Here is a 24,692-nt window from a genome sequence, read left to right as displayed (position 1 = left end):
AGGTCGTCCACGGCTATGCTCGACGCTGGCCGTGGCTGAGCGCATAACCGGTCGCATGATCGGCCGCGTGATCGACTGCAACTCGCCATGCCTAACCGTGACTTGGCGGCCGCCGCTTGGCCGGTACGGCGACGGCCGGGGCGTCGCGGCCTTGCGAGGCCGTACCGCCGCCTGACTCGTCCGACGGACTCCGCGTAATCAACGCGCCCAGCCCCCTCAGTAGTTGCCACGCCCGGGAATGCTCCGGCGTGGCCGCCGCCACGCCGACTTTGCGAGCGCTCACCGGTGCCCGTTCTGTGGCGGTCACCGGCACGCGTGCCGCCACCAGCCGCGAATAACCGGCCATCACTTTTCGAACGTAACCCTGCGTTTCCGGGTACGGCGGAATTTTTCGCCCGTAGCGCAGCACTGCCCCCTCTCCCGCGTTGTACGCCGCCAGTGCCAGCGACAAGTCCCCGTCGAAGCGCGTAAGCAACCATTGCAGATACGTCGCGCCCGCGCGCAGGTTTTCGGCAGGATCTTCCAGCCGGCGAAAGCCGAAACGCGCCCCCGTCTGCGGGCGCACCTGCATCAGACCGATGGCGCCTTTGCGCGATACGGCCAGCGCGTCGTATCCCGACTCCACGTTCACGATGGCATGCAGCAATGCGGCATCGAGCGACAGGTCGTTCGCCGTCGTCTGCACCAGCGCGTCGAACGGCAGGGTTGGCGATGGGGCAGCCCCGATTTCGTCGTCTCGGTTGTCTTGATTGCCTTGATCGCCTAACGCGTCAACGCCCGACGCCTCGGCTGCATGGGTAGGCGCGCTTGTGGCGACAGGCACGGCACGCCGTACCGGTACCTCGATGCCCGCATCGGCCATGCGCGGATGCGAGGGCAGCGTCAGGCGGTCCTGCGCGGACTGCACGCCCAACGGCACGTGAATGAGCGCCAATGCCAGCACGACGCCGGGTACCCAGACCGAATACGTCACCGGCACCAACCAGCGCCGCACGTCAATCGTCGATCGCGTCACGACGCATCCCCTTTGCCCGGTGCCGCCGCCGTCACGGATGCCGCCGATGCCGCCTCGTCAGCGTCCGGCTTGACGCCCCCATTCACCTCATAGGGCAAATCGAGCGCGAGTCGCAGAATCGCTGCCACGACGTCGAACAGATCCGACGGAATCGGTGCATCGATGTCCACATCTGCCATCAGCCGCCGCGCCACCGGGATGTGCTCGACCACCGGCACGCCTTCGCGCTCGGCTAACGCGACGATCGTGCGGGCGCGCGCATCCCGTCCTTTCTCGATGACACAGGGCACCGGCGTTTCACCCGCCACATACCGCAGACACACGGCGAGCCGCGTGGGGTTGCGCACCACCACCGTCGAGCGTTTCACATTGCTGGCGAGACTGCCGCTTTCGATCGTTTCCCGATGAATTTCCCGGCGTTTGTGCTTGATCTCCGGATTGCCGTCGACCTCTTTGAATTCGCGCTTGATCTCGTCGTGCGACATCATCAGTTGCTTGTGAAGGTTGTACTTTTGATAGGCGAAATCGAGCGCACCGAACACCACGTACGCGATGATGAGCACCGACATCAGCCAGAACAGCAAACGTGCCGTCAACGTGAGGCCGCAGTCCGCGCCGCATTGCGGCAGCACGGCAAGCGATGGGGTGTACTGCCGGATCAGATAGAAGAACACCGTGCCGAGCACGCCGACCTTGAGCAACGACTTCGCAAACTCGAAGAGCGACTGAATCGAGAACAGTTGCTTCGCTTTGGCAATGGGATCGATGCGTTCGAACTTCGGCGTAATCGCGTCCGGTGCCACCAGCACGCCGATTTGCAGCACCATGACGAGCCACGTGGTCACGATCAGCACCACGCCCAACCCGCCGCAAAATCGCACGAGCAGCAGCAGCGACGGCACCAGCAAGCCACGCACCGCTTCACCCACCGGGTCGCCCAGCACCAGCAGCATGCGCTGCACCAGCCCGACACAGGCGCCATACAGCGCGGGGCCCTCGAAGACCAGCCACGCCAGCACCACGCCGAGTTGCGCGCATACCGTGAGGTCGGCGCTTTTTGCGACGCGCCCCTTCTTTCGCTCGTCCTGAATCTTCTTGGGCGTGGGCGGCTGGTTCTTTTCGCTCATCGCTGCTCACCCTTTCCCCAGCGCGGTCACGACCCACGCCTGAAACAACTCAGGCAACCGGTACCAGTAGCCCAACGGCACCGCGATGGCGAACGGCAGACTGGCCAGCGTGACGAGCAACGCCATCGCGCTCTTGACCGGCATGGCAAGGAAAAATACGTTGAGTTGCTGCGCGGCGCGATTGATGAAACCCATCGCCATATCGACGAGCACCATCACCACCATGGCGGGCAACGCCACCGCCACGCACATCGTCTGCATGGCTTGCCACAGCGTGAGCAACCAAGGCACGCCCTGCGCCTGCCAGCGCCACGACGTCCCCGGCGGCAATACGGCGTACGAGTCGTACAACGCAGCGAGCACGGAATGCGCGGCCGGGGTCACGAAAAACAGCACGCACAGCATTTGCGTGAGCGCGATGCCGAAGATCGACGACTGCGCCCCCATGAGCGGGTTAAGCACGCTTGCCATCGATGCGCCGCGAATCGTGTCGATCACATAGCCGGTCATGTCGATCGCCCAGAAGGGCAGCGCCGCGGCAAACCCCAGCAGGAGCCCCACGCTCAGTTCCCCGAGGATCAGCATCGCCCACGTGCCCCACTGCGGCGCGATGTCGAGGCCAGCGTGCACCATCGGCACGACGGGCAACGCCAGCGCCAGCACGAGCGCATTGCGCAGCATGCCGGCGCCGAGCATGCCTTGGGAGAAAACGGGCAATAACATCGCGACGCCAAGCGGACGCAGCGCCGCCACGCCCCACGCGAGCAGCCAGCCGGACAGGTCGCCCCAGACGCGCATGAACCACGCGTCGCCCGCGCTATCCGATGCCGGGCCGAGCGTCGAGCCCAATACCGATGCGAACGCGTTCATCACCGAAGACATCGTGCGAGGGCTCCGGTCATTGCATCCGGCTGATCTGCTCGAATGCACTGCCCGCGTAATTGAGCAGCACATTCCCCATCCAGCCATAGGTCGCCACCAGCGTGACCGACACGGCGATGAGCTTGATCAGGAACTGAACAGTCTGGTCCTGCACCTGCGTGAGCGCCTGCACGAGCGACACGAACACGCCGACCGCCGACGCGACAATGACCGTGGGCAACGACAACAGCAACGTGAGCCAGAGCATCTCACTCGTGAATTTGACGACGATCGCTTCACTCATGTCGAATCACTCCGCCCGGTCACGCGTATGAAAGCAGCAACTGGCGGACCAACTGCTCCCACCCGTTCATCATCACGAACACCAGCAGCTTGAACGGCAGCGCAATGGTCATGGGCGAGACCATCATCATCCCCATCGCCAGCAGGATGTTCGAGATCACCAGATCGATGACGACAAACGGCAGGTAGAGCAGAAGCCCGATCTTGAAAGCTTCGGCAAGCTGGCTCAGCGTGAACGCGGGCATCAGCACGAGCAACGAATCGGGGCCGATGCGGGCGCGGTGTTTTTCGGGCCACGTATCGCTTGCAATACCGGCGAAGAAATCGCGCTGACGCGGGTCGGTATGCCGCGTGAGAAAGGCGCGATAAGGCACCAGAATGCTGGCGTCGGCATCGGCCACGGCGCTCGCTGACGACAGTGCCACGGGACGCTTCGCGAGATTGGCTTCGATGTCGAAAACGACCGGCGCCATGATGAAACAGGTCAGCACGAGAGAAAGCCCGTAGATGGCGATGTTGGGAGGAATTTGTTGCGTACCGAGCGCATTGCGCAGCAAGGCGAACACGACGGCCAGTTTCAGAAATGCCGTCCCGAGGACGACCAGCAGCGGCAGGACCGACAGCAGCGAAAGCAACACCACAAGCTGCACCGGGTGGTCGAGCAGGGACATACGGACTCCGTTGGGTACCCGAGGCCGGCACGCGTGTGCGGCGTTGAAGTGCGGCATCGTGCGAGCGCCCGGCGACAACGCCCGGAAGGTTCCTTAGGCGACGCACGGGATGCCACGACAAGTGGCGCGATCTTAGGAGGTCAGCGGGTGCACGCCCATCGGGTCGCCACCCGAATTGGCGGGACTTTGGGCGATGTCGCAGAGCGTGTCGTCGAACGCGTTGTCGAAGGCGTTGTCGAAGGCGTCTTCGAACGTGTTGTCGAGCGTGTTGCCGCCGCGCTCGCCTTCGAGACAAACGGCAAGTTGACCGTCTTCGAAGCACAGCAAGCGCGCAGACGCCCTCGCAGCACCGTCGCGCCAGAGCGTGACGTGGTTCATGTGGAGCGCTGGTTCAGTGGGGGAAAGGTCCGAGGGCGCTGCCGGTAATTGTCCGGCTCGCCAAGCATTGAGCACCGGCACCGGGAACGGCTTCGCGCTCAGCATCGCGAAGATGCGCACGAGCGACGGGGCGTCCATCGTCACGTCCTCGGGATTCACGTTCGCCGGATTCAGTCGCAGCACCTCGACTCCGCTCGCAGGCGCCCGCTGGCCGGCATGCGCGCCGGGAAACGACAACGCGTAATCGCCGTCGATAACCCAATACGCCCCCTTCGCTACGTCGGCCGGCTTGCTGAGTATCACGGCGTCGCCAGCGCGTAACGCGTAGCATCGTTCAGGCGAAATATCGGCCCACCCGGCGACTAAAAGACATTCGCGCTGCGGCAACCCTGCGGGATCGATCGGCTGCGAATCGATCTCGGCCTGCTCGCATCGCTCGCGAAGCCACGATGCCGCCCCATCGATCCATGCCAATGCCAGCCGCCTGCCATCGCGATGCAACACGACACCGACACGCCACGCGAGGCCCACGGTCGATGGCATCACTCGCGTCGCCTGCGGCCATGCATCGCCGCCTCGGCCACCGTCGTCGCTATCGCCAGTGCTACCGCTACCGCCACCGTCGCTGTCCGGGTTTGACGCCAGCGTCAGCGATGCGGCAATGTCGTGCCACGCTTCCGGCAGCGCGTCGAACGACGGCACCGGCAACCACGGTGCAAGCCACTCGCGCCACTGCTGCGTATCGCACCAGAAGCGCACTTCACCGACCGTGCCCTCGTCGATGCGCGCCGTCACGATCAGACCTTCGCCACCTATACGCAGCCAACCGGCCTGCACCTGCAAAGCGCCTTGCGCAAAGTGAACGCTGCCGCCACCGCCCAACATGTCGGCAAACACCTCGTCGCCGATGGCCTCGTCCATCGCGATGTTCGGCTCAGGGTGCATAGCGCGCCTCGACTTCCACCGTCACCGGCAATCCGAGCCGCCATGTCATCGTGCGCGCGAGACGGCCGCGTTGCGTCAGCAGACGACGGTACAACGTGAGACGCGGCGACAGCAGGCTGAGCGTGATGCCGTGCAACCCGCGTCTGGCCTCGACAACCATTTCGTCGAGCACGCCGCCGTGCACGCAGATCCGCAGTGCGCTCCCGCCATCCCACGCCTGCTCCTGCCGAGCGTGCCAGACGCGCAGCCAGCGCAGCACGTCGGCCGGGCCGGTGACGCGCGGTGTCGGTTCCGCGTTCAGCGTGAATTCCCGCTCATCGTCGTCATCCATTTGCCGACGTGTCGCGCTCCCCTTGCTGGCCGTGCGATGCGACACCAGCGAACCGGCCCCCAGACTGGCGAATGCCTCTGCTGACATGCCATTGCGACGTATCGTGCTCATCGTGAAGTCCTTGTGGTTGCGTTGTGTTGCGTAGTGGTTTCGTTGATGTTGCGTAGTGGTTGCGATCGGAATTCGGTTGAATCTCATGCTCGGTGCGAGCGCGTCGACGCTCGCAACGACGCCCGCCATTCGCGCAGCTTCTCCTGCTTGCGGGCATTCGCCTGCAATAGCACCCGTTGCGCTTGCAAGGCCGCTTGCGCCTGCGCGCAGGCGGCGACGGCGGCGTCCAGCGCAGACGATGCGCCGACCAGCGCCGAGCGCTCGGCCTCGACCGAATGACTCACCTCGGAAAGCGTGCGTTGGCGGTACACACCGCCGCGCGTGAGCGCGTCGCGCCAGCGTTGCCGTTGCACCTCACACGCCTGACGCCGTTGCCGCTCGGCCGCCTCGGCCTCATCGAGCGCCTGCGTCGCCCGCGTCACGGCGACACGCAGGCCCACCTCCCGCCGCTTGGCAATCGACGTCAATGCGTCGATCTGAGCGATCGCTTTCAGGTCGTGAGGCGGGCGAGCCATGCTTGCGTCTCGTCAAATGACGCGATCTCGCCATAGGGCTGGCACAGGAATGCGCGGATATCCGGTGAGCGTGAGAGCGCGTCGTCAGTCTCGACGTCCTCCCCCGGTTGATATTCGCCGACGCGTACGAGCAGTTCGACCTCGGAAGCCAGTGCCATCGCGCGGCGCACACGTGCGGCGGCCTCGACATGATGTGCGTCGGTCACTTGGCGCATCACGCGAGACAGGCTTGCCGCGATATCGATCGCCGGATAGTGATTCTCTTGCGCGAGCCGGCGGGAGAGCACGATATGGCCATCGAGAATCGAGCGGACTTCGTCGGCCAGCGGCTCATCGAGGTTGTCGCCCTCCACCAGCACCGTGTAAAACGCCGTGATGCTGCCGCGCTCCGCCGTACCGGCCTGCTCGAGCAAGCGCGGCAGGCGGGCGTAGAAACTCGGCGGCAGACCGCTGGCCGCGCCGAGCGGTTCGCCCGCCGCCATACCGATGTCTCGTACGGCGCGTCCGAAACGCGTGAGCGAGTCCATGAGCAGCAGCACGTCTTTGCCCTGATCCCGGAACGCCTCGGCAATCGCCGTCGCCGTATAGGCCGCCTTCATCCGCTCTAGTGCCGGGCGATCTGAGGTCGCCACGACGCAGACGGTGCGGGCTCTGGCCGCAGGGGTCAGCGCATGTTCGAGAAATTCCCGCACCTCCCGGCCACGTTCGCCGATGAGCGCCAGCACAATGATGTCGGCATCCGCCCCCTGACACATCATGGAAAGCAGCGTGCTTTTACCACCGCCCGCCGCCGCGAAGATACCGATTCGCTGCCCACGGCCGCACGTCAACAGACCGTCGATGGCGCGAATGCCGAGCGGCAGCGGTGTACTCACCAACACACGGGTCATCGCCGGTGGCGGGGGGGCGTCCAGCGATCGCCAGACCGCCCCGGACCGGGCAGTGTCCTGCGAATCGTCGAACATGCCTTGCAACGCCGCATCCGTCCCCGTATTCGTCCCCGTGTTCGTCCCCGTGTTCGTCCCCGTGTTCGTCCCCGCATCCAGCCGTCGCCCGAGACCGTCGAGCACCTGCCCGCCCATGTGCTCGTCCACCGCTACACGAGACGGTGTGCCGAGCGCATACACCAGCGCGCCGTTGGCAACGCCGCTCGGTTCGGCGTAGGGAGACAGCCACACGTGCGGTCCTTCGACGGCAATTACCTCCGCATCGATGACCGGCGACACAATGCGGCATTGCTCGCCAAGCGACGCGCCGGGCAAGCGGGCGCGCAGCGCGTTCGGCGTGACCTTGTCGATACGTCCATGGGGAATGTCCCGCCCGGGTGTGGCACGCCATTCGTCGCAGGCCTTGCGGCGTGCGCTGAGCGAGCGCCGCAAGGCATTGGCAACACGAATCGCGTCAGGCTGGCGCATGTCAGTAGGCCCCTTGCAGATCGATCGTGCCCAGCACGCGCACATGTGGCTCATCGGCCACTTCCTGAAACGACAGCACCGCCAGATCCGCGCGCTCACGCTCGATTAGCTTGCGCACGAAGCGGCGCACGTCGAGCGCGGTGAACAGCACGGCGGGGCTGCCATCGTGCGCCGCCAGCACCTCGTCGATGGCGCACAGAATCGACTCCGTCTGCTCGGCATTCAGATCGGCGTACGAACCCGACGACGTCTGACGCACGGCAGCGCGTACCGTGTCTTCGATCCCCTGCCCGACATTCCAGCCCGCAATCTGCGCGTTACCCCGCCGGAACCGCCGCGTGATATGACGCCGCAGGCCAAGCCGCACATATTCCGTGAGCATGATCTGATCGCGCTCGCGGGGTGCCCATTCGATCAATGCCTCGAACACGCGCCGCAGGTCTCGAATCGAGATGCCTTCGGCCACCAGCCGCTGCAAGACTTCGGCCGTGCGGTTGATGGGCAACTGCCGCTGCAACTCCTTCACGAGTTCGCCGTAGCGGTCTTCCATCGCATCCATCAGGAAGCGCGTTTCCTGTACACCAAGGAAGTCGGCCGCGTGGGCGTCGATGACCAGCGACACGCAATGGGCCACCCGCTCATCGCCTTCCAGCGCGACGCCGCCGTGCGCGCGCCACAGGTCTCGCTGCGCCGGCGTGAGCCAGTACAGCATGTGGCCGCCGAACGACAACGGGGTTCGCGGCATGTCGTCTTTATCTTCGGCGACGAGATCGCGCAGCGTCGTCAATGTGTGCTCGCCGTCAAATCGGGCGAGCGCCATATCAGCGGCCATCGGGAAGGTCAGCACGCTCTCGTGATAGAGCTGGATATCGAGCGTGTCCGGTGCAAGCGATGCGTCGATCACCAGACAGACCTCCGGCATCGGCACGCCGAACTGCTCGAATTTCTGATCGCGTAACGCGTCGATGCGGGCGCTGAGCGAGCCGGCACCGCCGGAGGCACTCGTCAACCCGCTCGTCAACGCGCTCGTCACGCCACCCGCCTGCGCATTCACCAAGCCGATCCCCACGCGAACCTGCAACGGCTGCGCGCCCGGGCGTCCGGCTTGTGCGCCCCCGGCGCTGCCGTCTCCGCTGGTACCGCCCGCCCCCGTGGTGCCTTCGCGCGCCCGGCGGCGCACCCACCACGCTGCCGTGCCCGACATTGCCGCGAGCAGGATGAAGTAGTGCATCGGGAAGCCGGGAATCAGGCCGAACAGCACCAGCACCACCGCAGCAACCATCAGCGACTGCGGCTGCGCCGCGAGCTGATCGGTCAGCTCGCGCGCGAGGTTATGCCGGTGTTCCCCCGGCACGCGCGTCACGATAATGCCCGCCGTCACCGAGATGAGCAGCGCCGGAATCTGCGACACGAGCCCGTCGCCGATCGACAGGATGGCGTAGAGCGCACCCGCCTCGCTCGCGCTCATGCCGTGCATGAACACGCCGACGCCGATTCCCCCCAGCAAATTGACCACGATGATGACGAGGCCCGCGATGGCATCGCCCTTCACGAACTTCATCGCGCCATCCATCGCGCCATAGAACTGGCTTTCCTTCTGCACCACCCGGCGCAGACGGCCGGCTTCGACCGCATCGATGGTCCCGGCACGCAGGTCGCCATCGATACTCATCTGCTTGCCGGGCATGCCGTCGAGCGAGAACCGTGCGCCGACTTCCGCCACCCGCTCGGAACCCTTGGTAATCACGATGAAGTTCACCACCGTGATGATCAGAAACACAATCATCCCCACCACGATGTTGCCGCCGGCTGCAAAGTCGCCGAAGGTGTAGACGATGTCGCCCGCATCCGCGCGCAGCAAAATCAACCGGCTCGTGCTGATCGTCAGCCCCAGCCGGAACAGCGTGGTCATCAGCAACACGGAGGGAAAGACAGAGAAGTCGAGCGGTTCGTTGACGTACAGCGCCACCATCAGGAGCAGCAGCGACACCGCAAGATTGAGCGCGATGAGCATGTCCATCACCGACGGCGGCATCGGGATGATGATCATCAGAACGGTGACGAGCAATAGGGCGGCGAGCACGATGTCCTGCCGTCCGGCGGCAGCGCCAAGCCACGACATGACGCGGGTCATTTACGTGGCTCCGCAACGTCATCAGCATCACCCACATCCCCCACATCGCGCGAGTCCCGCTGATGCTCGGTATGGATACGTTCCAGCAGACGCCGCATGCGCGCGAGGCATTGCAGCCAGTCTCCCGCCTGCAAGCGAGACGCCGCCGGTGGCGTAGCAATCAACATCGGACGCCCTTGCGCCACGCAGGCCCGTACCGGAATGCCCAGACTCCATTCCGGTGCGCAGGTTTGCAGCAACAACGGCAGCCAGCGCTCCGACCGGGCGCGCCGCTCGATCAAGGTCAGTGCCAGCGTTACGCCCATCGCGCCGGCCTCGATCATCAGATGGCACGGCGCAAGCGTCACACGCATCTTCGGTGCGATGGCGCGTGCCGGCAGCGCCAGCAGTTCGAAGAGCTGTTCAAGTTTGCGTTGTGTCTGGAGATCGATCGGAGAGGAATGCATGCGGCGCGCACCGGAGACCGGTCAGGCAGTCGTGAAGTGGATTGGCAGGAACACGAGCGATGGTCTCGCAGGCGCACCTCACCGGACATCCGGCGCAGACCTGAACTTCGCGGCAAAACGCGACATCGCCCGGGTCTCACAACATCATGCGAAGCCGGTGCGCCCAGTTCACGATATCGGCCACGTTGTGAGCGTCGAGCTTGCGCATCATGTTGAGCCGGTGCGTCTCGACCGTCTTGATACTGATCGACAGCAGCGCGGCGATGTCTCGATTGCGCTGCCCCTCGGCGACCAGCTTGAGTACCTGACGCTCGCGCAATGTGAGCAGGCGTTCCGGCGTTTCGTTATCGCAAGGGCTCGGCGAATACGGCGACTGCGTCGGCGATCGCATCACGCCGAACACGGCCGGGTCGATGAAGCGCCGCCCCGTCATCACTTGCCGGGCGGCGTGAATCACCGTGTCGCGCGCGCTGCTTTTGAGGACGTACGCCGCCGCGCCGGCATCGAGCGCCTGACGCGCGCGCTCGCCGTCGTTACTCGCCGAGTTGACCAAAACCCGCAGGCCGAGCCAGCGCTGACAGCACTGACGAATGACATCGATGCCGTCCATTCCCGGCAGGCCGAGATCGAGCATGACCAGATCGGGGCGATGCACCTGACACGCACGGTAGACGTCGAGCCCGTTTTCCACCCGGGCGAGCACGCGCCACTTGAGATCCCCCTCGACCAGACGGCACATGCCGTCGGCCAGCAACTCGTGGTCCTCTACAACGATTACGCCTGTGCTTCCCGTCATTCCCGACTCCTGGACATTTGTGTTTTATGGATATACGGATTTTTGACCATAAATTTGGTATCCGAATTAGCGACGCGATTCTTGAGCTTTATCCCGTATCCGTTACGCGACATCGCGTCAGATATTGACCTCCCAGTGGCGCGCCGAAGTATCAAATCAGGTATGGGCCGGATGGCACTCGCACGCAGGCACGCGACAATTCCGGTCTTTGCGGGCGCAGGTCAGCCACACGGATTGTCCTCGTTCGACCACTGCCTTGTGAGGTGCGCCGCCGACCTCTTTCTCTTTCTCTTTCCATCTCTCCCGACCACCTTCTCCACGTATGCGTCTGCCCTTCGCGCTCGCCGCCCTCGACTGGATTACCCCGTGCGATGTACAAGGCGCGCGGCATGTCATTGATCTCGACGGTCAACGCGGCTGGGTCTGCACGATCGACGGCGGCTACTGCGTGGCCATCGCGATACCCGTGCCCGCTCAGCACCGGCTCAGTGCACACGCCACCTCCGCCGCCACCGCCTACGACACGCCGCCGCCGCGCTGGCTCACGCGGCTCACGCTCGTGCTGGCGGCGCAGCCCGAACTTCGCAACGACAGCGTTTGCATCGCGCGCGGCGACGTATGGTGGGTGCATCGCTTCGATGCCGGAGAGACACCCGCCAGCGTCGAAGCGCAACTTCGCCGCCAGATACTCGCCTGCCACCTCGTGGCCCCCAAGCCCGACGCAGGCCTCCCAACGCCGCCATCGCCCGTTCCGCACATCGACGCCCGGCAAGCCAGCCAACGGCTTCGCGCAATGCGCCGCTCATGACCATGTGGAGTTACCGCTTGCTTCCTCCCGTCCTACGGCGCGTTGCGCTGTTGAGTTTGTCGTTGAGTCTGTCCGCAAGCCCCGTTCCCGCGACTGCCGGCACCGAGCCGGTCTGGCGCGGCGGGGCGTTTCTCTTCCAGAGCGCGGGCACGCCACTCGCCGAACTGCTGCGCGACTTCGGTGCGCATCACCGCATCCCGACCATCGTCAGCGCGCAAGTCACCGATCAGTTCATCGGCGTGTTACCTGAGGGCACGCCACAAGCGACACTCGATGTGCTCTCCGAACGTTATCGGCTTTCGTGGTATTTCAACGGCCAGACGCTGCATATCTATAAGGCCAGCGAGGTGGCGAGACAGGTCATGTCGCTGCGTCACGCATCACCGGATCAGTTGCTTTCGCATTTGCGCAGCGCGGGTGTCCTTCACCCGCAACACTGTGTCGCACGGGCGATTCCCGCCGCACGCGCGCTGGAGATTGCGGGCGTGCCGGCCTGTCTGGAAACGGTGGCAATGCTCGCCGAACATCTGGAGCGCGACGCGCGGGATCAACAGGAGAGCGAGGAGACCATCGAGATTTTTCCCCTGAAATTCGCGACGGCCGCCGACACAAGGTACTTTTATCGCGGACAGGAAGTTGTCGTGCCCGGCGTCGTCAGCGTCTTGCAAGACCTGATTCTCGGCGCTGGCCCGCTCGTCGCCGTGGCGGGCGAGGCGACCGGGGCGGTGGCGGGCCCGCCACGCGCGAACACGCCGCGTTTTTCTGCCGACGTGCGCCGCAACGCCGTCGTGGTGCGCGAGCGGCGCCGTAACCTGCCGCTCTACGCCGACCTCGTTGCGCAGTTGGATGTGCGGCCTCGTCTGGTCGACATATCGGTCGCCATCATCGACGTGAACGCCAGCGACATCGCCGAGTTGGGCGTCGACATCGCCGGCAGTGCGCGTCTGGGTGGCTTCGGCACGATCGGCCTGAACAGTGGCCGCATGGGGGGAGAGCGCGGCGACGCGGGCGATCAAGGGACGTTTTCAGCGGTGGTCGGCGACACCAATAAGTTCATGGTCAATCTCTCGGCACTTGAGCGAAATTCGAAAGCGCGTGTGCTTTCGCGCCCGTCTATCGTCACGCTCGACAACATGCAGGCGGTGCTTGATCGCAGCGTGACGTTCTATACGAAGGTCACCGGCGAAAAGGTGGCCAAACTCGAGAGCGTGACCTCAGGTTCGCTGTTGCGCGTGACGCCACGGCTGGTTCCCGACGAGGCCGGTGGCCGCGAGCAGGTCATGCTCACGCTCAACATCGAAGACGGCGGTGAGATACGCAGCCCGCGCGACTCGCGCAATGACGTTCCCTCGATACGCAACTCGGCCATTTCCACGCAAGCGACGTTGGAAGCCGGGCAGAGCCTGCTGCTCGGCGGCTTCGTTCAGGACACCCAACACGAGCAGGAGAGCAAGATCCCGTTGCTAGGCGATATTCCCTTCATCGGGCGACTGTTCAGCTCGACCACGCACCGCAATGAAAGCGTGATCCGGTTGTTCCTGATCAAGGCCGAGCCCACGTCCGGCGAGCCGAAAGCATGACGACCTACACCCTCACCCTGCTTGACGGCCCACTTACCGGGCGCTCGCTGCCCCTGCCGCCCGGTGCGTTTTCGCTTGGGGCTGAAGATTCGGATATCGCCATGGCGCTGGACGATGGCGCCAGTGCAACGCTGCATGTGGACGGCGATGGGGTGCACCTGCTGACTCGCATCGGCGTCTGGATCGACGGTGCGCCACTCGATTGGCCTGATGAAGCCCCGCCGGGCACATCCGCGGCATCGGGCTCGCCTTTGTCGACCCAGTTGCCGTTACGGTCCGTCATCGATCTGGCCGGACTCGGCCTCTGGCTGGACGTGAACGATGCTGAATTGCCAGTGCCACTGCCAGTACCCCTGCCCCGGCGCCCGGTGCGTCGTTCGTCGGCCGAAAGTCAGCCGCCGGTGCAAACACCACAGCAGCCGCATTGGCAGACGCTGGCGTCACGGCGCAGTCCGTCGCGGCCGTGGCGCCTGAAGCGCCCGGCGCGCCCCCGCCGCGCCACGTGGCTCGCAGCAACTTGCGTCTCGCTGATCGCCCTCGCCGGCGGCGCCATGATCTGGCGAACGGGTGCGGCCACCGTCATCGCGTCACCGGGCGACGTTGGCTCGCTGAAGGCGCTTGCCGCGCGTATCGCCCCGGGTATCTCGCTGACGGTTTCCGAGGGCACCGTACAGTTCTCCGGCGGTTGCGCGCCAGATGACGCCCGCGCGCGGCTTCGAACCGAAGCGCGCGGGCTCGACAAAGCCGTACGCGACGACACGTGGTGCCCCGCTGACCTGACACAGTCGGTGCAAACGTTATTGCGCCTTTATGGATATGGTGCGTCGTATGTGGGCGTCGCCCCCGGAGGGGAGATCGTGATCAGCGGTGCCTTTGTCGCGGACGCGCGCTGGCGGGCCGCGTCCGATGCGCTCGACGCGCTCGCCCTGCCCCACGGCTGGCGCGTCGACAACGACGAAGCCGACGGCTTCGACACCGTCGTGCAGCTATTGAAGGACGCCGGTCAGTTGCGTGGCGTCAACGTCACCCGCGAGCGCGACGGCTGGCGGCTCACGGGTCCGCTGTCGGCGCAGCGTCAGGCAGCCTTGCAGTCGCTCGCAGACACGTGGAACGACGCATCGCGCGCCTTGCGCCTGCGCATCGAGCCGTTGCCGGTGCGAATGCCGACGCTTTCACAAACCGGACTGCCTGCGCCACTGGTAAGTATCGGCGGCCCGCCCGCAGCGCCGCACATCACGCTGGCCGATGGCACTCGCCTCATGCAAGGCGCACGGCTGGCAGGCGGGGCTCACGTCATTGCCGTCGCTGCCGACGGCGTGTCGATTGCCGCACACGACCGGCTCTTCTATTTGCCACTCACCCCGGAGAGCACCTATGACGATACGTTTGACGCCGATTGAGGATCGACTTGCCGCTTCGGCGCCCGATGCGTCGGCGGCGTTGTTGGCGCAGCTTGCCCAACTCAGTGGCGCGCAACGGACGTTGAAAGACGCGCTGACATCACCGCTATCCCCGGCCGCGCATCGACACGCCCGGACGCAGGCCGAGGCCGTCGACGCGGCGATCGGCATTCTCTCGCGGCTGACGCAACGCTTTCGCGCTTCATATGGACGCACAGGAGAGACGCCATCGTCTCGCTGACGGCAATCGTCGCGACGACATCGAATCCGCCCGAGAGTGCCCGGATCACGACGGCCGATGCGCCCGGAAGCGACAAAGCGAATCACGTCTCGAAAGGCGGAGACGCCACCGCGTGTGAACATTCGGCACCGCGGCGTTCGCGCGCGACGCCTCATCGATTCGATCGTGGAATGGTTCGGTGGGCGCTGCTGTCATGACCACGCGCGAATCGCCCGAGGCCCCATCACCGTCAAATTTTAAGAGCACGTACACCATGTCACGTCACGACCTCGCGCAGACCCTTGTAGACGCGCTCAAGCTGATCGGCTGCGATCCGGGAAAGATCCACACCGTCGACAATCACTCGCCCATTGAACTGACGTTCAACGCCTCGCCGAGCATCATCGTAGAGACGCTGGAAAATCAGACCTGCGGCATCCATTCGGTGGTCGCGACCGACGAGGCTGCGCGATTGCATCGCGCCAACAGCGAGCGCCTTCTGCAATTGCTGATCGAGCCTGCGGAATGGGCGATCACCGGACACGTGCAGTTACGCGCGCAAGACAATCGGCTGGTGCTGCACGCGCTGGTGAACGAAGATGCGTCCGCCGAACCGGAGCCGTTCGCACAGGCGCTCACTGATTTTTACGACCGCATCAAGCTCTGCCGCGAACATCTGCGCGCATGAAATCCCGCTGACCGACGCATGAATAAGCCGCCATGCGCCCATGCGCGGCTACCCTTCTTGTGCAATGCCACTGCGCCACGTGTCGAGTGCTTCATTCAGGGCGTCACGCTGAGTCTCGTCCCGAAAGCAGCCGTCGTGTGCCGTTTTTATCAGCCCCGTCAGCTCACGGGAAAACGCATAGTGCACACCGGGCGTCGTCATCCCGAGGTGCATCGCGCGCTGCGCGAGCCATTCCGCCCCGGCCCACGGTTGATCGAGCAGGGTGAGCACTTCGCTGATCATCGTGTCGGTCTCGCAGGCGGCAAATCCGGCCGTTCGCATGGCTGCGGCGGATTGCTCGCAGGTCGACTCGAGCGTGAGAAAGAGAACGACGCGCCGCAAGTCGTCGATCACCGCCGCCAGATGCGCGGTATCCGCGTCGGCATTCTGCGCCCCCAACTCCAGTCCCAGCGCTTGCAACAGCGCCCGCAGCCGGGCACGTCGCTGCCCGAACTTGCGACATTCGTCGAACCACTGCACGAGCGAACGCTGCTGGCCGTGCGCCTGCCGATAAAGTGTCTTGAGCTGCTGGAGCAACGCCGCGTTGGGGTTGCCGCATTCGAGCACGGCGAAGGCTTCGATGGCCCAGTCGTCGCCCGACGTGAGTTCATCGAGCAGACGGCGCAAACGGCTGCGTGCTGCCGGATGCAGCCCCCCGTCGGCCAGCCACGCGCAGACCACCAATGCGGCGTGCCCGGCGGATAGCCCCGCATGGCGGATCAATTCGCGGGGATCGGGGACATGAGGCAGGTCGCGCATCTGCTGACGCAGTCGATCGAGTTGCGGCGCACTGACACGCGCCAGCAGACGCGTCTGCTGCTCCAGCAACGCGCGCCCCCGGGCCTTTTCGTCGCGCGGCTCGGGGCGTCCCGGTCGACGGAATCGAACGCCCAGCGCAAAGCTGAGATTTTCCTGAGATTCAGCGAGCGCGGCATCTTCGTCGTGTGCCATGGCCGACTCGATCATCGCGATATACCCTTCACCGGCGGGTCTGGCGACCCGCGCCATCCCCCGGCCCGGGTTGGGCACGGCGCCTTCGAGTTCAAGCATTTCGTCGTCGAGAATGCTGTCGAGCGCACGGTTTTCTCCCGCTGTGCCGGGTCTGGCATTGCCCGGTGTCTGGACGCGCTCAACCATAGGCCACCTCCAGACTCGGCGCGACACGCAATCGTTCGACGACGGCAGCAAGGTCGGCGTCGAGATCGAGACAAAGCGTCACCCATTCGCTCTCGAGACGTGCGTGGTGACCGGTCAACGCGGGGTCGGGCGTACAGGCAAGTACGATATTCGCGCGCTGAAGCGCCGTCGTCACTGCCTCGTGGTGAGCCGGTGGCACTCGCAACACCAACGCGCCTTCGCGCACCAACGACGGCAACGTGTTGGCCACTCGATGGGCGAAGCGCTCCCCGACATCGAGGGTCGCGACGAAATTCGAGAGTGCGCCGATCAACGCCTCAGCGATCCGGCGTTCGAGCGAACGCACGGTCGCCCGCTCCATCAAGGCCTCGTCGACCAGCCAGTCGAGCGTTTGCGCCAGCACCTCCCGGCGGGCTTCGTCTGCACACTGTGCCGCGTGCTGTTGCGACTGCGCGCGCGCCTCCTCCAGCAGTGCGGCACACATGGCTTCGCTTTCGAGCCGGGCACGTTCGCGCTCGGCCACGGCGGCATCGCGGCACGCCTTAGCTTCGGCCAGCCATTGTTCACGGCATCGGGATTGTTCGCGCATCAGATCGAGTGTCTCGCGCGCAATGACGGTGCCCTGCGGGACAGGGCCACTCAGTGTTTCAATCGACGTCAGCGGGTAGTCGACGACATACATAGCATCTTCTCCAATGCGGCCATTCGCGCCCAAAGATCCGGCGGCGGCGTCAGTTCGGCGTGCGTCGACGGCTCGCCCGGCGGCAACAAGATGCGCACCGCCCGGCAGGCGGCATTGACATCCGTGAACGGGCTTGGGGGTGTGGCATCGAGCGAAGCGGCCATCGCGGTGAGCGTGGCGTCGACAAGTTGCTCAGGGGAGAACGTGGCGAGGCCGGGCCAGTCGCGGCGCGTCAGCAGCAGGCGGTCACACTGCCACGCATCCAGCCATGGCGACAGGGCGCGCCGATAGTGACCGAGCCACAGGTAATCGGGACAACCCATCGCGCGCAGCCCATACGCCAACGCCACGCGGCGCAGATTCGGCACCAGACGCAACGTCGTGCACGCGGCCTCGCGCAGGGGCAGTACCGAACCGAGTCCGTCCGGCGTCGTCGGCGAGCGGCGTTGTTCGATCAATCGGCGGTCGATGTGAGCGCGCGCTGCGGGCTGCTGGCGGTAGACATATTGCCAAGCCGACATGTCCAACGCCTGCCACCAGCCGGGGTCCATGAAACGCCCCGGCTGCCAGATGAGTTGCAGCAGTTGGGTGGCCTCGAAAGAGATCAGGCAGGGATAGACCGCCGCTGTCACAGGGCCTCCGGCACCCGGATCTGCCCCTTTGACCGTACGCGCCATGCCAATACACCAGCGGCGATCAGAGCAATGCCCGCGACAATCCCGGCGTACCACCCTCGGCCCGTCACGCCGCCGCGCTCACTCGCCTCGCCGTTTGTCTTGTCTGGGGAAGGTGCCGTACGAGGCAAACGATAGTCGGCCGGTTGCATCACGACACTGATACGCTCCGGCGCGACGCCGGGGACGCTGTCGTGAATCAAGCTGCGAATATCGGTCATGCGCTTGGCCATATTGATCTCCGGGCTGTATTTCACGAAGACGGCAACGCCGGGCGGCAATGTCGCGCGCCCGGCGGAATCGATCGGCACCTGCGCGATCGAGACTTCGGCGACCATCACCCCGTCCAGCGCCGCCAGCATTCGCTCAAGACGTTGCTCTTTGAGGTAGACCAGTTTTGCCTGCTCTTGCACTGGCGAACTCACGAGCTGCCCGGGCGGAAAGACATCCTCCACGGAGGCGCGTTTTTCTCGCGGTAAGCCGTGCTGACGCAGCACTTCCACCGCACGCACGAAATCGTTGCGCGCCACGCGAACCGTCGCTCCCGTGGTCTCGGCGCGTTTGTCGGCGTCCATGCCTGAAATGAGGAGTAACGCGAGCATCTGGTTGGCTTCGGTCTCGCCCAGTCCACGATGCAGATCTTCCTTGCAACCGGACACCAGAAGCGCCAGCACCAGCACCGCCACACCGCGCCGCATCGGTATGCGCATGGCCCGCGTCATTGCATATGAACAAGTTTGTTCACGCCCTGCGTGGCGGCGCCGGCCACCTTGGCGACAAGCTCAAGCGACAGCACGCGCTCGGTCAACTCACGCTGCGCCTGAAGCAGGCGCTGTGGATCGTCGAGGGTGCGTTCGTCGATGGTGACGCGCGTCGTGAGGTTCTCGGTGTTGGCCGCGAGCTTGCCGGCGGCATTCAGCAGGTGATGCTCGGGCAAGGGCGTTGCGTGTGCCAGCACTTCGGCAAAGCGGGCGGCCTCGCCCACTTCGGCAAGCGTTGGCCGCGATGTCGGCAGGTTGATCGCAGTAATGCGCTGCACGCTTTCGTGGATCGAATCGACACTCATGATCTGGAGACGGAATGAATTGCGGGAAGGTTGCGCGAGGCGTCGTTTGCACTCGACGCGCTTGGTGTACTCGATATGCCTGATGTGTTTGATGTGCCCGACGGCAAGGCCGCCGTGGCGGCGAGCCATTCATGCAGAACCTGCGTCGCCGCCGGGTCCGATGAAGCGGTTTGCGTATCGTCGACGAGTGTTGCGTGCGCCGCCTCGACATCGCCGAGCGCCATCAGCAATGCCGTGTGCAGCCACTGCCGTGTTTCGACATCGTCAACCAATGCGGGCAGCGCATCGAGAATGGCCCGTGCTTCCGCCGCCATACCGTGGCATGCCCCCGCGAATGCCAGCTCGACGATGGTCTGTCGCGTCGACGCATCGAGCCATCGACCGACAGTGGGGATGTCATTCGCTTGCCGGTCCGGCATCGTTTCACACGCCCCCGACATCAGGCGATCTTGGCGATGATGCCCATCAACGTATCTTTGATGAGCTTGATGACCGCGCTGTGCAGGCCGAACATCGTCGTAGCCTGTTGCAACTCGAACTGCACGGCGATCATCTGTGCCGGGTCGTCGAGCTTTCGCGTGCGCAAGCTTTGCATCGCCTGCTCCGACACCCGACGCGACGATTCGCCGAACTGGCTGTTGATTTCTTCGACGTTCACACCACGCCTCCGTCGGCCAGCGCGCCGTGACCGGCGACGAGATCGGCACGCATGGCGGCGTAGGAATCGGCGCGTGTCATCGCCACGCGCTGACCACCACGCAGCGGCGGTGCTCCCAAGCGGATTTCCGTCGGTGCGCAATCGAAGCGCTTGCGGAAGGTATCGGTGAAATGGGCATGATTGGTGAAGCCGCATTCGAGCGCGATGTCGAGCACCTTGTGTCGCGTGGACAGCAGCAGATCGCGCGCAAGCCGCAAGCGTCGCTCAAGCAGCCACTGCTTGGCAGGCATGCCGTACGTTTGCTGGAAGAGATAGCGGAACTTGCGAAGCGGCATGCCGAACTCGTCGGCCAGCCGTCCCACGGGCCAAGGCTTGTGGAAGTTGGCTTCGACAAAATCGAACAACGAGTGGCTGCCTGCAATCGACTGCCGCAACATCGCCGAGAAATAGCGCTGATCGCGGCACAGGCAATAAACGTAGAAGAACCGCAGCATGGCCATGCGGTCGATGTTCTGCAACGCGACGGCCACATCGAGCATGCTCGGCTCGAGCAGCAGCGTACGCGCGGCCTGCCGGTGGAAGACACCGAGTGGGCGCCGGTCGAGCAGATCCACCACGTCCGGGTACAGCGCCTGCAAATCGCACACGTGAAAGTCGTGTGCCGTCGTGCCGTCCGAGGCGTCTGTTTCCGCGTCGGAACTGGTTGCCGTCATGCTACCGGCGGGCAAGGCTTGCACGAGACCATTCACTTTCAGATTGGTGTCGTTGCGGCTGATGAGAAATCGCACCGTACTCATGGGTCCTCCTGTACGGAAGTTCAGGGCGGGATGACAAAGTCAGTCTTCGCAAGATAGGCGGGTGCGCCTGCGAATGTCATCCGGTGGAGACCTTAAAGTGAGTCGTGTCGCCGCAGCGTTATGGGTTCTGCTCCCCGATTGTCGAATCCATGAAAAAACCCGGCGTTTTTGCGCCGGGTTGTTGTTTTTCCTTCTGCTTGATGTTTTGCGGTTTTGCTCAGGCCGCCACCGCCGGCGCAAAACTGTCGGCCCGTCCCATCGGCCAATATTTTTCGTAAAGCTGATAGCGGAATTGTCCGCGCAGCAGGTCGCCGGGTTCGAGATACTTCAGCGACTCCGACATCAGGCGGATCTCGTTGGACGACACACGCTTGACGATGTGATGCGCGCGCAGATCGGACGGATGCGCCAGCCCCGCCGCCTGAATCAACTCCTGCAACGCGTGCAGTGTGTGCTGGTGGAACTGATGCACGCGCTCGGCCTTGTCGGGCACCACAAGCGCGCGCTGGCGCAGCGGGTCTTGCGTCGCGACGCCGGTCGGGCAGCGGTCGGTGTGGCACTTCTGCGACTGAATGCAGCCGATGGCAAACATGAAGCCGCGCGCCGAGTTGCACCAGTCGGCGCCAATCGCCAGCGTGCGCGCAATGTCGAACGCCGTCACGATCTTGCCCGACGCGCCAATGCGGATCTTGTCGCGCAACCCCGCGCCCACCAGCGTGTTATGCACAAGCAGCAGCCCCTCTTGCAGCGGCGTGCCCACGTGATCGGTGAACTCCAGCGGCGCGGCGCCGGTGCCCCCTTCCGAGCCATCGACAACGATGAAGTCGGGCAGGATGCCGCTTTCCAGCATCGCCTTGACGATGCCGAAGAACTCCCACGGATGCCCGATACACAGCTTGAACCCTGTCGGCTTGCCACCCGACAGATTGCGCAGGCGATCGACGAATTGCAGCAGGCCCAGCGGCGTGGAGAACTCGCTGTGACGCGCGGGCGAAATGCAGTCCTGCCCCATCGGCACACCGCGCGTCGCCGAAATCTCGGGCGTGATCTTCGCCGCCGGCAACACCCCGCCGTGACCCGGCTTGGCCCCTTGCGAGAGCTTCACCTCGATCATCTTCACCTGCGGCGTCGTGGCCTGCGCGGTGAATTTCTCGGCGCTGAAGGTGCCGTCATCGTTGCGGCAGCCGAAGTAGCCCGACGCCACTTCCCAGATCAGGTCGCCGCCTTGTTCGCGATGATGCGGCGAAATCGAGCCTTCGCCGGTGTCGTGAATGAAGTTGCCGAGCTTGGCGCCCCGGTTGAGCGAACGGATGGCATTGGCCGACAACGCGCCGAAACTCATCGCCGAGATATTGAAGATCGACGCCGAATACGGTTGCGCGCGATCGGGCCCGATGGTGATGCGGAAGTCGTGGTTATCGAGCACCGTGGGCGCCAGCGAATGGGCAATCCATTCGTAGCCCGCGGCCTTCACGTCGATTTCGGTGCCGAAGGGTCGACTGTCGACATCGCCCTTGGCGCGCTGGTAGACGATGCTGCGTTGCGCACGCGAGAACGGTGTCTCGGACGTGTCGTCTTCCACAAAGTACTGACGGATTTCCGGTCGAATGAATTCGAACAGAAAACGGAAATGTCCCCACAGCGGGTAGTTGCGCAACACTGCGTGGCGTTGCTGCACCACGTCCCATGCCCCGAGCGCCACCAACGCCGCAAACGGCAGCGGCCATAACGGATGCCATCCGTCGAACAGCACTAACGCAAGCGTTGCGACGAGCAACGCGACAGCCAGCCACAGTGCCAGGAATCGGCGCGAAAACATGAAACCTCCTTGCTTTTGGGGGGACACACGCCGGCACGCTGCCGGGTGTCCCCCCGGCGAGCGCCGGCGGCTTTTAATGCGTATTGAGGATCGTTTGATTCGCGGCGTTCGTCGCGTTGCCGGTGGCCGTGGCCGTTGCCGGATCGATGGCCGTCGTGGACGCGATGATGCCGCCGCCCAGACAGATATCGCCGTCGTAGAGCACTGCCGATTGACCCGGCGTGACGGCCCATTGCGGCTCGGCGAACGACAACGTCAGGGCTTGGTCACTCGCCTGCACGACTTGGCACGCGGCGTCGGCCTGACGATAGCGCGTCTTCGCGCCGCAGCGCAGGCCGCCGGCCGGGGCTTCGCCCGCGACCCACGACACGTCTTCGGCGTTCAGCGTGCCGGAGAGCAGCCACGGATGATCGTGACCTTGCACCACGTACAGCGTGTTGTTCGCCATGTCCTTGCGTGCGACGAACCACGGCTCACCCGAGCCGTCGCGGCTGCCACCCAGACCGATGCCCTTGCGCTGACCCAGCGTGTAGAACGCCAGACCGACGTGCTCGCCCACGACCGCACCGTCGGGCGTCTTCATCGGGCCCGGCTTGGTCGGCAGATACCGATTCAGGAAGTCGCGGAACGGACGCTCGCCGATGAAGCAGATGCCCGTCGAGTCTTTCTTCTTCGCGTTCGGCAGGCCAATTTGGGCTGCGATTTCACGCACCTTCGTCTTCGGCATTTCGCCCAGCGGGAACATCGTGCGCGAGAGCTGATGCTGATTCAGGCGGTGCAGGAAGTAGCTCTGGTCTTTGGTGTGATCGACCGCCTTGAGCAGTTCGAAGCGCCCTTCGCGTTCGCGCACGCGGGCGTAGTGCCCGGTCGCGATCGTCTCACCGCCCAGTGCAATGGCGTGATCGAGGAACGCCTTGAACTTGATCTCCGCGTTACACAGCACGTCCGGATTGGGCGTGCGGCCCGCCGAATATTCGCGCAGAAACTCCGCGAACACGCGATCCTTGTATTCGGCGGCGAAGTTCACGGCTTCAACGTCGATGCCGATCAGATCCGCGACCGACACCACGTCGATCCAGTCCTGCCGGGTCGAGCAATATTCGCTATCGTCATCGTCTTCCCAGTTCTTCATGAACAGTCCGACGACGTCGTAGCCTTGTTGTTTGAGCAGCCATGCCGTGACCGACGAATCCACGCCGCCCGACATGCCCACTACTACGCGTTTTTGACTCATGTATTGCCTTGCCCATCGGTCACTGCCGGATGGGTCTGAAGTAGCGCGAGGTCGTATCGTACGCCCCGCAGGTAATCGTCCACGCACCGCTCCAGCAGCGGCGAGCGGTGACGCGCACGCTGGGCGCGCACCTCGTCCGGCGTGAGCCAGACCGTGCCCACGATGCCCTCGTCGAGTGTGCGCGAAGCGTCGTGCTCGCCAAGCTCGCCGGTGAAGGCAAAACGCAGGTAGGTGATGTCGCCCGGGCCCGGCGCCAGATAGACGCCAAGCAGTTGCCGTGGCGTGAAGACGTACGCCGTCTCCTCAAGCACCTCGCGCGCAACCGCGTCGAGAATCGATTCGCCATGGTCGAGATGCCCGGCCGGTTGATTGATCAACAGGCCCGTGCTTTTCTGCTCTTCGACAAAGAGAAAGCGGCCGTCGCGCTCGACAACCGCCGCGACCGTCACGTTGGGCTTCCAGCGCTCATCCATGGCGCATCCTCACTGGTCGCGGGACGTTACCCCGATAAAAGCGACATTTTACCGTCTGGCGGTAATCGGCGCTCAAGACGGGGGGCGACCGACCGGTCGGTCGGCCTTGCATGGCCGCGTCACCCCCTCCGGCGAGAATATCCATATGCCGTTTCGCGCAATAGGCGCGTTTGTCATCTTCGGGTAAGCTGCGAGCACCAGCAGTGTGCAGTGGCAGTACCGCCTCATCGGTTTGTGCAGTAGTTCGTTCGCAGTGGTTTGTTGCAGGACTAATGTCATCAGTGGCGATATGGCCGGCGCGGGGCGCCTCTCCGGCCGCCTTGCTCCCCCAGCAGCACTGGCTGCGGCTCCTTGGCCGTTGATGAGATC

28 protein-coding genes are annotated in these 24,692 nt (G+C 64.5%); 5 read left to right on the top strand and 23 right to left on the bottom strand.

The genetic code is table 11. The features are described 5' to 3' along the window. Nucleotides 1-91: 91 nt before the first annotated feature. From PIN31009_RS05430 to PIN31009_RS05375, 12 genes are all read right to left on the bottom strand, one after another. Nucleotides 92-1,015 carry a lytic transglycosylase domain-containing protein gene (locus PIN31009_RS05430; RefSeq protein WP_246185502.1) on the bottom strand — a complete coding sequence of 308 codons (924 nt, stop codon included), beginning with the start codon at nt 1,013-1,015 and terminating at the stop codon, nt 92-94. Next, the gene (locus PIN31009_RS05425) at nt 1,012-2,142 is read right to left on the bottom strand and encodes an EscU/YscU/HrcU family type III secretion system export apparatus switch protein (RefSeq protein ID WP_150789542.1); all 1,131 of its coding nucleotides are present in this window, start codon (nt 2,140-2,142) and stop codon (nt 1,012-1,014) included. Before PIN31009_RS05425 ends, PIN31009_RS05430 begins: the two co-directional genes overlap by 4 nt. Nucleotides 2,143-2,148: 6 nt before the next feature. Next, nucleotides 2,149-3,024 carry a type III secretion system export apparatus subunit SctT gene (sctT, locus tag PIN31009_RS05420; RefSeq protein ID WP_246185501.1) on the bottom strand — a complete coding sequence of 292 codons (876 nt, stop codon included), beginning with the start codon at nt 3,022-3,024 and terminating at the stop codon, nt 2,149-2,151. A 16-nt stretch (nt 3,025-3,040) separates the two neighbouring features. Continuing rightward, entirely contained in the window at nt 3,041-3,307 is a 267-nt protein-coding gene (gene sctS / locus PIN31009_RS05415; protein ID WP_058377483.1) for a type III secretion system export apparatus subunit SctS, read from the bottom strand. Between the two features lie 19 nt (nt 3,308-3,326). Beyond that, complete coding sequence (gene sctR, locus PIN31009_RS05410) at nt 3,327-3,977, bottom strand: type III secretion system export apparatus subunit SctR (RefSeq protein WP_150789541.1); 651 nt, start codon at nt 3,975-3,977, stop codon at nt 3,327-3,329. Nucleotides 3,978-4,109: 132 nt separating this feature from the next. Further along, entirely contained in the window at nt 4,110-5,300 is a 1,191-nt protein-coding gene (locus tag PIN31009_RS05405) for a DUF971 domain-containing protein (RefSeq protein ID WP_150789540.1), read from the bottom strand. Then, on the bottom strand, nt 5,290-5,742 hold the full coding sequence (locus PIN31009_RS05400) for a hypothetical protein (protein ID WP_150683306.1): 453 nt from the start codon (nt 5,740-5,742) through the stop codon (nt 5,290-5,292). The genes PIN31009_RS05405 and PIN31009_RS05400 overlap by 11 nt, the downstream gene beginning before the upstream one ends. Before the next feature lie 83 nt (nt 5,743-5,825). Next, nucleotides 5,826-6,257: a hypothetical protein gene (locus PIN31009_RS05395; RefSeq protein WP_150789539.1), complete on the bottom strand. Its 432-nt coding sequence runs from the start codon at nt 6,255-6,257 to the stop codon at nt 5,826-5,828. Then, nucleotides 6,233-7,672 (bottom strand): FliI/YscN family ATPase, encoded by a 1,440-nt coding sequence (locus PIN31009_RS05390; protein ID WP_150789538.1) that lies wholly within the window; start codon nt 7,670-7,672, stop codon nt 6,233-6,235. The genes PIN31009_RS05395 and PIN31009_RS05390 overlap by 25 nt, the downstream gene beginning before the upstream one ends. 1 nt (nt 7,673) lies before the next feature. Beyond that, complete coding sequence (gene sctV, locus PIN31009_RS05385; protein ID WP_150789537.1) at nt 7,674-9,806, bottom strand: type III secretion system export apparatus subunit SctV; 2,133 nt, start codon at nt 9,804-9,806, stop codon at nt 7,674-7,676. Next, on the bottom strand, nt 9,803-10,252 hold the full coding sequence (locus tag PIN31009_RS05380; protein WP_150789536.1) for a hypothetical protein: 450 nt from the start codon (nt 10,250-10,252) through the stop codon (nt 9,803-9,805). Before PIN31009_RS05380 ends, sctV begins: the two co-directional genes overlap by 4 nt. A gap of 136 nt (nt 10,253-10,388) precedes the next feature. After that, nucleotides 10,389-11,048 carry a two component system response regulator gene (locus PIN31009_RS05375; RefSeq protein ID WP_150683301.1) on the bottom strand — a complete coding sequence of 220 codons (660 nt, stop codon included), beginning with the start codon at nt 11,046-11,048 and terminating at the stop codon, nt 10,389-10,391. Between the two features lie 322 nt (nt 11,049-11,370). On the opposite strand from PIN31009_RS05375, the gene PIN31009_RS27845 reads away from it, so the two are divergent. The 5 genes from PIN31009_RS27845 (at nt 11,371) to PIN31009_RS05355 (ending at nt 15,744) form a co-directional block, all read left to right on the top strand. Then, a complete protein-coding gene (locus PIN31009_RS27845; protein ID WP_174996962.1) occupies nt 11,371-11,856 on the top strand; it encodes a hypothetical protein in 486 nt (161 codons plus the stop codon). 17 nt (nt 11,857-11,873) lie between these two features. After that, on the top strand, nt 11,874-13,436 hold the full coding sequence (locus PIN31009_RS05370) for an EscC/YscC/HrcC family type III secretion system outer membrane ring protein (RefSeq protein WP_174996960.1): 1,563 nt from the start codon (nt 11,874-11,876) through the stop codon (nt 13,434-13,436). Further along, on the top strand, nt 13,433-14,836 hold the full coding sequence (gene sctD, locus PIN31009_RS05365) for a type III secretion system inner membrane ring subunit SctD (RefSeq protein ID WP_150789534.1): 1,404 nt from the start codon (nt 13,433-13,435) through the stop codon (nt 14,834-14,836). The genes PIN31009_RS05370 and sctD overlap by 4 nt, the downstream gene beginning before the upstream one ends. Beyond that, nucleotides 14,811-15,077, top strand: coding sequence for an EscE/YscE/SsaE family type III secretion system needle protein co-chaperone (locus PIN31009_RS05360; protein ID WP_174996958.1), 267 nt, complete (start codon nt 14,811-14,813; stop codon nt 15,075-15,077). Before sctD ends, PIN31009_RS05360 begins: the two co-directional genes overlap by 26 nt. A 253-nt stretch (nt 15,078-15,330) precedes the next feature. Beyond that, nucleotides 15,331-15,744: an InvB/SpaK family type III secretion system chaperone gene (locus PIN31009_RS05355; protein ID WP_167365778.1), complete on the top strand. Its 414-nt coding sequence runs from the start codon at nt 15,331-15,333 to the stop codon at nt 15,742-15,744. A 48-nt stretch (nt 15,745-15,792) separates the two neighbouring features. Here the strand turns inward: PIN31009_RS05355 and PIN31009_RS05350 are convergent, their stop codons facing one another. The 11 genes from PIN31009_RS05350 to PIN31009_RS05300 all read right to left on the bottom strand — a co-directional run bounded on the left by PIN31009_RS05350 (nt 15,793) and on the right by PIN31009_RS05300 (nt 24,323). Then, nucleotides 15,793-16,920, bottom strand: coding sequence for a TyeA family type III secretion system gatekeeper subunit (locus PIN31009_RS05350; protein ID WP_150789531.1), 1,128 nt, complete (start codon nt 16,918-16,920; stop codon nt 15,793-15,795). Further along, complete coding sequence (locus PIN31009_RS05345; protein WP_150789530.1) at nt 16,913-17,602, bottom strand: hypothetical protein; 690 nt, start codon at nt 17,600-17,602, stop codon at nt 16,913-16,915. Before PIN31009_RS05345 ends, PIN31009_RS05350 begins: the two co-directional genes overlap by 8 nt. After that, nucleotides 17,578-18,234 carry a type III secretion system domain-containing protein gene (locus PIN31009_RS05340; protein ID WP_174996957.1) on the bottom strand — a complete coding sequence of 219 codons (657 nt, stop codon included), beginning with the start codon at nt 18,232-18,234 and terminating at the stop codon, nt 17,578-17,580. The genes PIN31009_RS05345 and PIN31009_RS05340 overlap by 25 nt, the downstream gene beginning before the upstream one ends. Beyond that, nucleotides 18,231-18,962, bottom strand: coding sequence for a type III secretion system inner membrane ring lipoprotein SctJ (gene sctJ, locus PIN31009_RS05335; RefSeq protein WP_217426758.1), 732 nt, complete (start codon nt 18,960-18,962; stop codon nt 18,231-18,233). Before sctJ ends, PIN31009_RS05340 begins: the two co-directional genes overlap by 4 nt. A 32-nt stretch (nt 18,963-18,994) precedes the next feature. Then, nucleotides 18,995-19,342, bottom strand: a complete 348-nt coding sequence (gene sctI, locus PIN31009_RS05330; protein WP_174996955.1) for a type III secretion system inner rod subunit SctI — start codon at nt 19,340-19,342, stop codon at nt 18,995-18,997. Then, the gene (locus PIN31009_RS05325) at nt 19,339-19,761 is read right to left on the bottom strand and encodes a DUF1039 domain-containing protein (RefSeq protein WP_174996953.1); all 423 of its coding nucleotides are present in this window, start codon (nt 19,759-19,761) and stop codon (nt 19,339-19,341) included. Before PIN31009_RS05325 ends, sctI begins: the two co-directional genes overlap by 4 nt. 20 nt (nt 19,762-19,781) lie before the next feature. Beyond that, nucleotides 19,782-20,000 carry a type III secretion system needle filament subunit SctF gene (gene sctF / locus PIN31009_RS27840; RefSeq protein WP_174995982.1) on the bottom strand — a complete coding sequence of 73 codons (219 nt, stop codon included), beginning with the start codon at nt 19,998-20,000 and terminating at the stop codon, nt 19,782-19,784. Continuing rightward, a complete protein-coding gene (locus PIN31009_RS05315) occupies nt 19,997-20,797 on the bottom strand; it encodes a helix-turn-helix transcriptional regulator (protein ID WP_246185500.1) in 801 nt (266 codons plus the stop codon). The genes sctF and PIN31009_RS05315 overlap by 4 nt, the downstream gene beginning before the upstream one ends. Nucleotides 20,798-21,014: 217 nt before the next feature. Beyond that, a complete protein-coding gene (locus PIN31009_RS05310) occupies nt 21,015-22,616 on the bottom strand; it encodes an FMN-binding glutamate synthase family protein (protein ID WP_150683290.1) in 1,602 nt (533 codons plus the stop codon). 73 nt (nt 22,617-22,689) lie between these two features. After that, nucleotides 22,690-23,850 carry a tRNA 2-thiouridine(34) synthase MnmA gene (mnmA, locus tag PIN31009_RS05305; RefSeq protein ID WP_174996951.1) on the bottom strand — a complete coding sequence of 387 codons (1,161 nt, stop codon included), beginning with the start codon at nt 23,848-23,850 and terminating at the stop codon, nt 22,690-22,692. Beyond that, nucleotides 23,847-24,323 (bottom strand): NUDIX hydrolase, encoded by a 477-nt coding sequence (locus PIN31009_RS05300; protein ID WP_087689263.1) that lies wholly within the window; start codon nt 24,321-24,323, stop codon nt 23,847-23,849. The genes mnmA and PIN31009_RS05300 overlap by 4 nt, the downstream gene beginning before the upstream one ends. Between the last annotated feature and the right edge of the window lie 369 nt (nt 24,324-24,692).

This window comes from Pandoraea iniqua, assembly GCF_902459685.1.
Classification (GTDB): domain Bacteria; phylum Pseudomonadota; class Gammaproteobacteria; order Burkholderiales; family Burkholderiaceae; genus Pandoraea; species Pandoraea iniqua.
This window is presented reverse-complemented; position numbering and strand designations above follow the sequence as displayed.